This is a genomic window from Acidaminococcus sp. HCP3S3_G9_1 (assembly GCF_052122455.1).
Taxonomy (GTDB): domain Bacteria; phylum Bacillota; class Negativicutes; order Acidaminococcales; family Acidaminococcaceae; genus Acidaminococcus.
This window is the reverse complement of the sequence record NZ_JBQKCH010000015.1, coordinates 45,853-55,007: the sequence shown is the minus strand read 5'-3', so window position 1 is coordinate 55,007 and position 9,155 is coordinate 45,853. Positions and strand designations below refer to the sequence as shown.

At 51.6% G+C, this 9,155-nt stretch carries 6 protein-coding genes; 2 read left to right on the top strand and 4 right to left on the bottom strand.

Going from position 1 to position 9,155, the window contains the following annotated elements:
• Positions 1–372: 372 nt before the first annotated feature.
• Positions 373–1,356: a gamma-glutamyl-gamma-aminobutyrate hydrolase family protein gene (locus ACTQY1_RS09480; protein ID WP_154487957.1), complete on the bottom strand. Its 984-nt coding sequence runs from the start codon at positions 1,354–1,356 to the stop codon at positions 373–375.
• Positions 1,357–1,537: 181 nt separating this feature from the next.
• Entirely contained in the window at positions 1,538–2,266 is a 729-nt protein-coding gene (locus ACTQY1_RS09475) for a helix-turn-helix domain-containing protein (RefSeq protein ID WP_195839613.1), read from the bottom strand.
• Positions 2,267–2,583: 317 nt separating this feature from the next.
• On the opposite strand from ACTQY1_RS09475, the gene ACTQY1_RS09470 reads away from it, so the two are divergent.
• Together ACTQY1_RS09470 and ggt (ACTQY1_RS09465) are read left to right on the top strand one after the other, a co-directional pair.
• Positions 2,584–3,945, top strand: a complete 1,362-nt coding sequence (locus ACTQY1_RS09470; protein ID WP_288310233.1) for a sodium:solute symporter family protein — start codon at positions 2,584–2,586, stop codon at positions 3,943–3,945.
• A gap of 30 nt (positions 3,946–3,975) precedes the next feature.
• Positions 3,976–5,700 (top strand): gamma-glutamyltransferase, encoded by a 1,725-nt coding sequence (gene ggt / locus ACTQY1_RS09465; RefSeq protein WP_441374125.1) that lies wholly within the window; start codon positions 3,976–3,978, stop codon positions 5,698–5,700.
• A gap of 225 nt (positions 5,701–5,925) precedes the next feature.
• Here ggt (ACTQY1_RS09465) and ggt (ACTQY1_RS09460) read toward each other — a convergent pair whose 3' ends face one another.
• On the bottom strand, positions 5,926–7,641 hold the full coding sequence (gene ggt, locus ACTQY1_RS09460) for a gamma-glutamyltransferase (protein ID WP_154487961.1): 1,716 nt from the start codon (positions 7,639–7,641) through the stop codon (positions 5,926–5,928).
• Complete coding sequence (locus ACTQY1_RS09455; RefSeq protein WP_154487962.1) at positions 7,638–9,011, bottom strand: sodium:solute symporter family protein; 1,374 nt, start codon at positions 9,009–9,011, stop codon at positions 7,638–7,640. Before ACTQY1_RS09455 ends, ggt (ACTQY1_RS09460) begins: the two co-directional genes overlap by 4 nt.
• Between the last annotated feature and the right edge of the window lie 144 nt (positions 9,012–9,155).

The window sequence follows — 9,155 nt, the reverse complement described above, 5'->3', positions numbered from 1 at the left end:
CATATCGAAATTCCAAATGAGTATAGATAACTGCAAATAACAGTTTGTAGGGGAGTTCTGATACTCCCCTATAAAAATGGCTATTTATCAACTGTTTGTTGTGACATAGCCTTTTCTTAAATTCATAGCTGTGTTTTGCCATAAAAAACTGCCCCCCAATTGTTAGATTTTTGGTCTAACAATTGGGGGGCAGCTCACAACAGCTCCTTTTTGAATATATGCCCCCTGGGCGGCCGGGACGGGCGGGCCTGCGGGTTTTACAAGTTCAGAAGTATCTGCCCCCGGCAGATGGTGTCCAGCAGAGTTTACTGCCAGCAAAGGAACAACGCCCGGTCTGCCAAACAGGCATACCGGGCGTTGTTACTCTATTTTTTACTTCGCAGAAGCTTTCACCAAGGCTTTAAAGAACCCCATGCAGATTTCCGTATCGCAGAACTTTTCCTTGTCCTTCTTTTTGATCAGCACTTCCGTCAGATCATTTTCCGGATGGAACTGAAGTCCCACACTGAAGGTGTTGGCGGGGTACTCGATTCCTTCAATCAGGGAAATCCCATTGTCCGTAGTTTCGGCAGTCTGGATCAGCGCCGTTCCAGCCAGACTTTCAATGTTCTGATGATGCCAGGAGGAGATGTTCTTCAGTTCATCTTTCCCTACAATGGCCCGGAGATGGGACTGTACGGGAAGGATCCGTACATCGTGCCGGGTATAATCCCGATTGGGGGTTCCTGGAGGCATCCGATGAAGATTATCATAAGATTTCTTGTGGGCTTTATAGTAATCCGGGATGTCCTGCATGAATTTGACCCCGGACACAATGCCCATCATTTGTTCACTGCGGCATACATTCAAAGTAGGGATATTGTTTTTCAGGCAGTAGGCCTGCAGGGTATAATCCGAAATGTCCCGGGTAGCATTGATCTCTTCCCCATGGTTCTTTTCCTTTTCCGGATGTTTGTAAAGAGAAGGGCTGATATCCTCTCCCCCTGTTCCAAATACCCCATCGATGCCCTGCATCACGGTGGCAATATTGGTGTTCCCGAAGTTCTGGTCTTTGATTTTGTCCGCATATTTCTGTTTCAGCATTCCCGACGGTTCCAGACAGGTCTTGTCCACCGCACCGTTTTTATCATACTGAACATCCGAGCTTTTGATCTGCCCCAGTTCCACCGAAATCCCTCCGGCCATTTCAATGATTTTCTTGATGGGAGCATAGTCGCTTTCCTGATCCGCACTTTCCCAGGAAATCCCGATGACGGGTTTGCCGCCTACCATGGCCTCCGCCCTGTATCCCAGGCCCAGTGCCATTCCCAAAGACAATGCTGTAACCGCCGCAATCCGACCAAACTTCTTGAACATCCACTTCACATCCTTTCGAAGATATATATTGTCAGTGTATTATGAATATTTTGTTCTGTCAATTGATTTACCCTATTTCAGCTCTGCTATTGATTCTTTTCATGATTCAGAAAATGAGAATGAAAAAATACGATACTTGTCTTTATGATTGTTTTCAGCTCTGTCTTTCCACTTACCCACCTTACTTTTTGACAGGTTCCCCTTTCCGGACCATTTCCTGGATTTGCTTCACAAAGGCAGCCGGCGTCGTGCCCATGTATTCCTTGAATACTTTGGTAAAATAACTCTGGTCGTAATACCCACAGGCCTGGGCCGCCTCTGCCAGCGAGCAAAAGGGATTTTCCAACAGCCGCCGCAGCACGCTCTGGAAACGGATGTTGTTCAGTGCGGTCTTGGGGGCCAGTCCCACATGTTCCAGCATAACCCGCTGGAGATAGCGGGCACTGTACCCCGTATCTTTTTCCAGTTGGGCAATCTGCAGAGAACCGTGCTTCTGCAGGGCATCTTTCATCAGATACTGGACCAATCCGTCACTGGTGTCCCGCAGTTTCCGGTTTTTCCACTCTTCAATAAACCGTCTGATGATTGCCATTTGGTTTTCAAACCCTTCTGCCGTCGCAATTTCTTCCGGCACGGTCCCCACCCTGATAAAATCTTCCAACGGCGCTTCCATATCCGTCACCTCCCGGCTGGGAATTCCAAAAAGACGGGTAAACTGCCCGGGAAAGAACTGACAGCACAAGGTATGATGGACGCCGTAAAGAGGCACTTTTTTGCTTTTGTTCAGCAGCCCGCAGATCATGGCCTGGGGTTTCTCCTTTTCCAAAGAGAACATAATACCCAGCAGTCCGATTCCCGGTACACTGGTCAGCCCATCGGTTTCCTGTCCTGCTGTCAGTTCGTAAGCCACAGCCACCGGACCTCCAAGTTCCGGATCTGTCAATATGAATCGATTGTTCTTCTCTGCTTCCCAAAAAGGCTGTACCGATAAAATTTTCGCATATTTTTCCGTTTCTTCCATATTGCTTCCCCTTGTTCCCTGCAGATCAGTTCCGATTTTTACCAAATCAGTTTCCGAAAATTCCTATATCAACATAGCATAAATATAATACGATACTAACAAAAGAGCAAATAAAATATTGTATTTATCAGTAAAATGGCTTATTTTCTTACTTTTCTATTCTTATTTCTACCGTAAATTTCATGCAGAAAGAAAGGAGTCTCACCATGCTGCTGGCTAGTTGGATCATCACATTTCTCCTTATCATCGGTTTTGGCATCTATGCCGGGACGCGGATCACAAAATCCGATCAGTGGAACGGCAGTGACCGTTCCATGGGGATTTTCTCTGTCGGTGCCATGCTAGGTGCCTGGCAGATCGGAGGCATGAGCATTGTGGGTGCCGCTCAAAATGGGTACACCATGGGTATTGCTGGCTGCTGGTACTCCATTGCCGGCGGAGTCTATTTCCTTCTGATGGCCGCTCTGGCCAAACCCATGCGGAAATACATGAAGGCAAGCTCTCTGCCCGTGTTCCTGGAAAGCCGTTATGGTCCTTCTGTTTCAAAAGTCCAGGCCTATATCTGGATCGTCTTTGGGATTCTCTACGTCCCTATCCAGCTGAAGACCGTCGCCTCTGTAATCCAGATGGTCCTGCCCGGCATCAGCCTTGATCTGGCCATGTTTGTGGGCGTCACCATTGCAGCAGCCTATACAGGATTTGCCGGCATGAAAGGTTCTGACATAATCGGACGTATTGTCTGCATCGCCACCTATGTGCTCCTGATCGGTTTCGTCTATCAGAATCTGGATGCCATGGGCGGCTACAGCGGTCTGCTGACCCGTCTTCCCTCTGGTTACAACAACCTGACGGCCATGCCTGTCCAGCAGATTGTTGCCTGGGCAGTGGGTGGGGCCCTGACCACCATCGTCAGCCAAGCGGCCCTGCAACCCATGTTTGCTGCACGAAGCGACCATGCAGCCACCTGGGGCTGCATCCTGGGGTATGTGATTGCCGCTCCCATCTGCATTCTTACCGCCATTATCGGCATGATGGCCAAAGCCAACACCAGTGCCTTGGGAGACGGGGCCAGTGCCTTTGCCTGGAGTATCGCTCACTTGTCCCAGCCGTTGGTGGCAGGGATCATCTTCGCCGTCATTACCATGATTGTCGCTGCCACCATGGCCACCATGATGATGGCCACCGGCACGGTCATTTCCAATGTGTATTCCAAACAAATCAATCCCCAGGCATCCGATACGACAGTCCTGAAAGTATCCCGCTGGGGCACCATCGCCGTTGCCTACATCTCCCTGGCCGTAGGTTTCCTGATTCCCTCTGCTCAAATGGTCAATATGTTCCTGACCCTGAACTACCTGGTCTATGCGCCCTTCAGTTTTACTGTCATCGCTGGCCTGTTCTGGGATAAGGTTACAGCCAAGGCTTCTCTGCTGAGCATTTTTTCCGGTATTATCATTGCCCTGTTCTGGATTTTCGCCGGTCTGAACGGTAGGATCAATGTGGTGTATCCCACCATTGCTGTCAGTTATCTGGTTGGTTATGTGGCAACAAAAAGCAGTGCGCACTGACTGTTCTGTTTTCTGAAGGAGGTCTTTCTTATGCCCAATCATCCTTATCTTGGCTATCAGCTGAATGATATCTTCTATTATCGGCCCTATCCCTATGGGAACCAGGGCGCCGTTTCCTCCAACAGTCCCTATGCCACCGCCGCCGGACTGGAGATCCTGAAAAAAGGCGGCAATGTATTTGATGCAGCCTGTGCCGTTTCTCTGACCCTTGGGCTTGTCGGTCCCTACCACTCCGGCATTGGCGGTGGCTGTTTCTACGTTTTCTACCATAAGGGCAGCAACCGGTTCTACTGCTGTGATGCTCGGGGAGTAGCCCCCATACATGCTTCTGAGGATATGTTCCTGGATGCCGACGGTAATGTGGATCTGAGCCTGACTGAATTCTCCGGCCGTTCCACCGCTGTCCCGGCTCTTTACCGGGCCCTGGATGGGATCCTGCAAAAGTATGGGACCATGAGCTGGGAAGAAGTCTCCGCACCGGCTATCAATCTGGCTCGAAAAGGATTCTGTTGCGGTTTCCCCTATGCCCGGATCTCCGATACTCCGGAAGCGGAACACAACCGGGATGCCTATGAAGGGTTCAGTAAGTACTATCTCCACAATGGGAAGCCCCGGATCTATGGAGAAAAAATCACCAACCCGGATCTGGCCGACACCATGGAACAGGTTGCCCAAAAAGGCGTTGACTGGTTTTACACCGGGCCCATCGCTGATGAAATCATCCATTATGTGCAGAAAAACAAAGGCGTTATGGTCAAAGATGACCTGGTCAACTGCCGTCCCAAGGCCCGTACGCCTGTACGGGGGACCTTCCGGGGATATGACATCATCTCTATGGCACCTCCATCCTCCGGCGGCACCCACGTAATCCAGATGCTGAATATCCTGGAAAATTTTGATCTGAAAGCCATGGGATACCATTCAGCGGCTGCCACCCATGTAATTGCTGAGACCATGAAGATGATGTTTGCAGACCGCTCCGTGGCAATGGGCGATCCCGACTTTGTGAAGATCCAGCTGGACAAACTGCTTTCCAAAGAATATGCTGCCCAACTGGCCAAAAAGATCGATATGGACCAAGCCCAGGAATTCGCTCCCACTGAAGGCATTGAGGCAAAATCCTATCCGGGCTGTACCACCAGTTTTTCCATTATGGACCGGTACGGAAACGTATTTGCCCAGACCCAGACCATCCGCAACTGGTGGGGCTGCGGAGTAGTGATTCCCCATCGGGGCTTTATCATGAACAATGCCATGGCTGATTTCAGTCCCAAGACCGGGGTCCGGACCACCCAGGGCTTGGCCTATGGAGAAGCCAACTCCGTCCAGCCTGGAAAGACACCTCTGTCCAGCATGTGCCCCACCCTTGTATTCAAAGCAGGGAAGCCTGTACTGGCCGTAGGCTGCGCCGGCGGTCCCCGGATCATCACCAGCGTGCTCCAAATGATTCTCAACACCCTGGAATATGGCAGGATGATGGAACCGGCTGTCCGCACTCCCTTCATGTGCTGTCTCACAAAGGAACAGGGGCTGGAACTGGAAGACGGTTTTTCTCCTGACACGGTTGCTCTTCTGGAAAAGAAAGGACACAAAGTCATTATGCCCCCCAATGTAGGCGTCATGTCCTGCATGCCCAACGGCATCATGTACAAAGACGGTCTGTTCTATCCAGCCGGGACCAACCGGGTAGACGGCGGCGGCGGTGTTCTGACAGAAGACGGCTCCATCGGAATTGACGGATTGTGTTTTAAATAAAAAAGAAAAACAAGGGCACTTGAACCTCTGCCCTTGTTTTTTTACGGATGAAAAGGCTCTCCATCTTGCATTAGTAGAAAATCCCTGCAGGGTATATGGGTTTAAAAATAACGACTGAAAGTAAATATACCGTCTGTTCCTCTTAATTATTATAATAAGACTTGGAAAGGGTGCTGCTTTGAAATATGCGGCACCCTTTTGAATCATCAGTGTTGTCTTCCGTCTCTACTCCTGGCTTACGCCCTCCAACACCACATGACCATCCGGCAGCAAAGCTCCTCCGCAGCCGTCCACCCGCTGGGTACCGGCTGCATAATATTCTCCATCCCGGCACATGACGCTGTTGAGCATGGTGCTCATGGCCTGATCACTGGGGACCTTCACAATGGTATGACCCCGTTTCCGCAGTAGGTCCAGGGTATCCTCCGAAACCCCCAGTTCCACTTCCAGGCCCTGTTTCCGGGTCTGACAGTGGATGTAAGGAAGGCCTACCAACCGCTCCGGTGTCAGGCCAAAATCCACTCCGTTGACAATTCCCTGGACAATCCCGGTGATGATTCTGGGGCCCCCTGCCGCTCCGATGGCCAGGAAAGGTTTTCCATCCCGGCACACCATGGTGGGAGCCATGCTGGAGAGTGGGGTCTTCCCGCCGGCAATGCTGTTGGCCATGCCATAGCTGAGCCCCTGGCTGGTAATGGCACCTGCTTCCGCCGAAAAATCGCTCATGGCATTGTTCAGAACGAATCCCAAGCCATCCACCACAATGCCGCAGCCGAACCAGTCACGGACGGTCTGGGTCTGAGAAAAGGCATTTCCTTCTTTATCCATGACCACAAAATGGGAGGTATTCCCGGGATAGTCTTTGGCGGCGATATTCTCTGCTGCTGCAAATTCTCCGGCTTCTTCTGTCATAAAAGCTGCTCTTTCTTCCGCAAATTTTTTGCTCACCAGCCGGTCTGTATCCACTTGGACAAAGTCCGGGTCCCCCAGAGCCTGGCTCCGGTCAGCAAACCCCAGTTTCATGGCTTCTGCCAGTGCATGGATGGTAGCCGCTGTATTCTGCCCGGTTTTCCTTACATCTCTGGTTTCCAGGATATTCAGCATTTCCAGTACGGCACAGCCGCCGCTGGGCGGGCCGAAGGACACCACATCCGTCCCATGATAGGAGGTATGGAGCACCTGGCGGTATTTGGGCCGGTATTCCGTGAAATCTTCCAGGACAAAACAGCCGCCCCTTGCATTGATCAGATCCACCATCTGTTGGGCTGTGCTGCCAGTATAAAAAGCATCAGCCCCTTTTTCTGCTACCTGTTCCAACAGCTTTCCGATTTCCGGATTGGTCTGTTTTTCTCCAAACCGGTACTGGCTGCCGTCCGGCTTCAGATACAGTTTCCGGAAAGCGGCGGAAAGTCTCCGTTTCCGGCGGACAGAATCGTCCTCCATGGTCAGAGATTCCGTATATCCTGTACCAAAGCCTTCTTCCGCCAAACGGATGGCCGGTGCTGCCACATCCTTCCAGGTCAGGGTTCCGTATTTTTCCAGTACTTCTTCCAAAGTCCGCAGCAGTCCGGGAACAGCCACCGATTGACCTCCCAGATCCTTCCATTCATCCTGGACTTCTCCATCTTTGATGAACAGATCCGGGCCGGCCGCCTTGGGAGCGATTCCCCGTCCGTCCAGGGCAACGAATTTATTTTCTTTGGCCACGTACAGCAGAGAAAAGCACCCGCCTCCCAATCCGGAATGATGGGGTTCCACTACGGAAAGGGCCAGTGATACAGCCACCGCCGCATCAAAGGCATTGCCGCCTTTTTTCAGGATTTCCAATCCCGCACGGGTGGCATAGACGCTGTTGCTGCTGATGGCACCACAGGATCCATGAGCCACCGGACGGCTCCAGTAGGAAGGCCACATATAGATTTCTTTTTTTGTCTGAGTCATGCTGCTTCCTTCTTTCCAGTCATCAGAGACACGATGATCCCCACAGAATACGTTACGATTACCACAGGATACACCGCTTCCAGCATATCCGTCAGTTTCAGGAGCATCCAGGCAACCCCCACGATCATCCCGCAGAGCATGCTCCAGAAAGCCCCCTGAGGAGTAATCTTCTTCCACATGATCCCTGCCAGGATGGAAAAGCTTACCGGTGCCGCAGCCACATGCTGCAGAGTCAGGAACAGGTTGGTCAGCGCATTGCTGGGAATCAGGTTGGCCGGCAGCAGGGTCAGGTAAGCAAAGATAAAGGTGATCCACTTGGAAATCTTCAGCACCTTGGCATCATCCGCCTGGGGATTGATTTCCGTCTTGTACACATTGGTGATGATGGTCCCAGTGGCCAACATCATGGTGGCCATGGTGGCCGCAATGATCATAGTTGCGAAGGCAAAGACCACACCAGCGAACAACGGGCTGCTGAACGCTTTGATGGCATAGGCAAAAGCTGTGGTCCCATTCCCCAGATCAGCGCCGGAAGCCTTGGAGAACATACCGCAAATAGCCGTCAGAACGCAGATGGGCGCAGCAATCACATACCCCAGGATGGACCCGGTCCGGGCCGCTTCAGGAGATTTTGCCGACAGCAGAGGCTGGAGTACGGACTGCATCACCGCCGTACTGATGCACCCGCCTACGATCCAGGCAATAATCCGATGGGTGGGCATGTTGTGCCAGGAGGCATACTGGGCCGGCAGTTTGGCCAAGAGGCCGCTGTAGTTCCCGAATTTGGGCAGCGTGGTGAAGACAAATGCCATCAGCAGGATATAAGTCCCGATGCAGACCACCCGGCCTACGGCAGAGGCACCCCGCATACCGGAAAAGCTGGTGTAGACCACCGCAATGGTTACCCCGATCAGCATGGCCCAGCTGACGCTCAGCCCCGGCAGTACGATCTGCACAATACTGGAAACCGTCTTCAGCTGGATAGGAATGTACAGGAACCCGTAAACGATCCAGGCGTAAGAATACAGCCGGGCCGTCTTCTGTCCAAATTTCAGCTGCAGATATTCCGGCACGGATTCACTGGGCAGGTTTTCCCGGATCAGTTTGGCGAAGAAGGCCAGGAAGATAAAATAAAAACTGCCCGCAATGGAGTACCAGGCACCTGAAATGCCCAGGTTGTATCCATTTTGAGCAGCTCCCACTATTGCCATACCGCCAATCTGCCAGGCCGCAAAAACGCACCCCAAAGACCAGGCTCCCAGAGTACGGTCACCTCCGGACCACTGACTGGCCGCTTTGATGCTGGAACCAGCATACACACCGATGCCGATGATCAGGCAAAAGGTAATGACCCAGATTGCCACCAACATAAAAATCCCTCCCTTAAAAAATATGATTGCAGCAGCCTGCACGAAGACAGACTGAAACATCCGGCTTTAGGAAATATGTTGATGGCTATCTTGTTTCCACTTCAAGAAATATATTTCTTATCCTCTGCAGCAGAATATATTCGG

Bases quoted from the DNA above. Each gene is read 5' to 3' on its own strand.
- ACTQY1_RS09470 (WP_288310233.1), top strand. From the start codon at position 2,584: ATGCTGCTGGCTAGTTGGATCATCACATTTCTCCTTATCATCGGTTTT.
- ggt (WP_154487961.1), bottom strand. From the start codon at position 7,641: ATGACTCAGACAAAAAAAGAAATCTATATGTGGCCTTCCTACTGGAGC.
- ACTQY1_RS09455 (WP_154487962.1), bottom strand. From the start codon at position 9,011: ATGTTGGTGGCAATCTGGGTCATTACCTTTTGCCTGATCATCGGCATC.
- ggt (WP_441374125.1), top strand. From the start codon at position 3,976: ATGCCCAATCATCCTTATCTTGGCTATCAGCTGAATGATATCTTCTAT.
- ACTQY1_RS09480 (WP_154487957.1), bottom strand. From the start codon at position 1,356: ATGTTCAAGAAGTTTGGTCGGATTGCGGCGGTTACAGCATTGTCTTTG.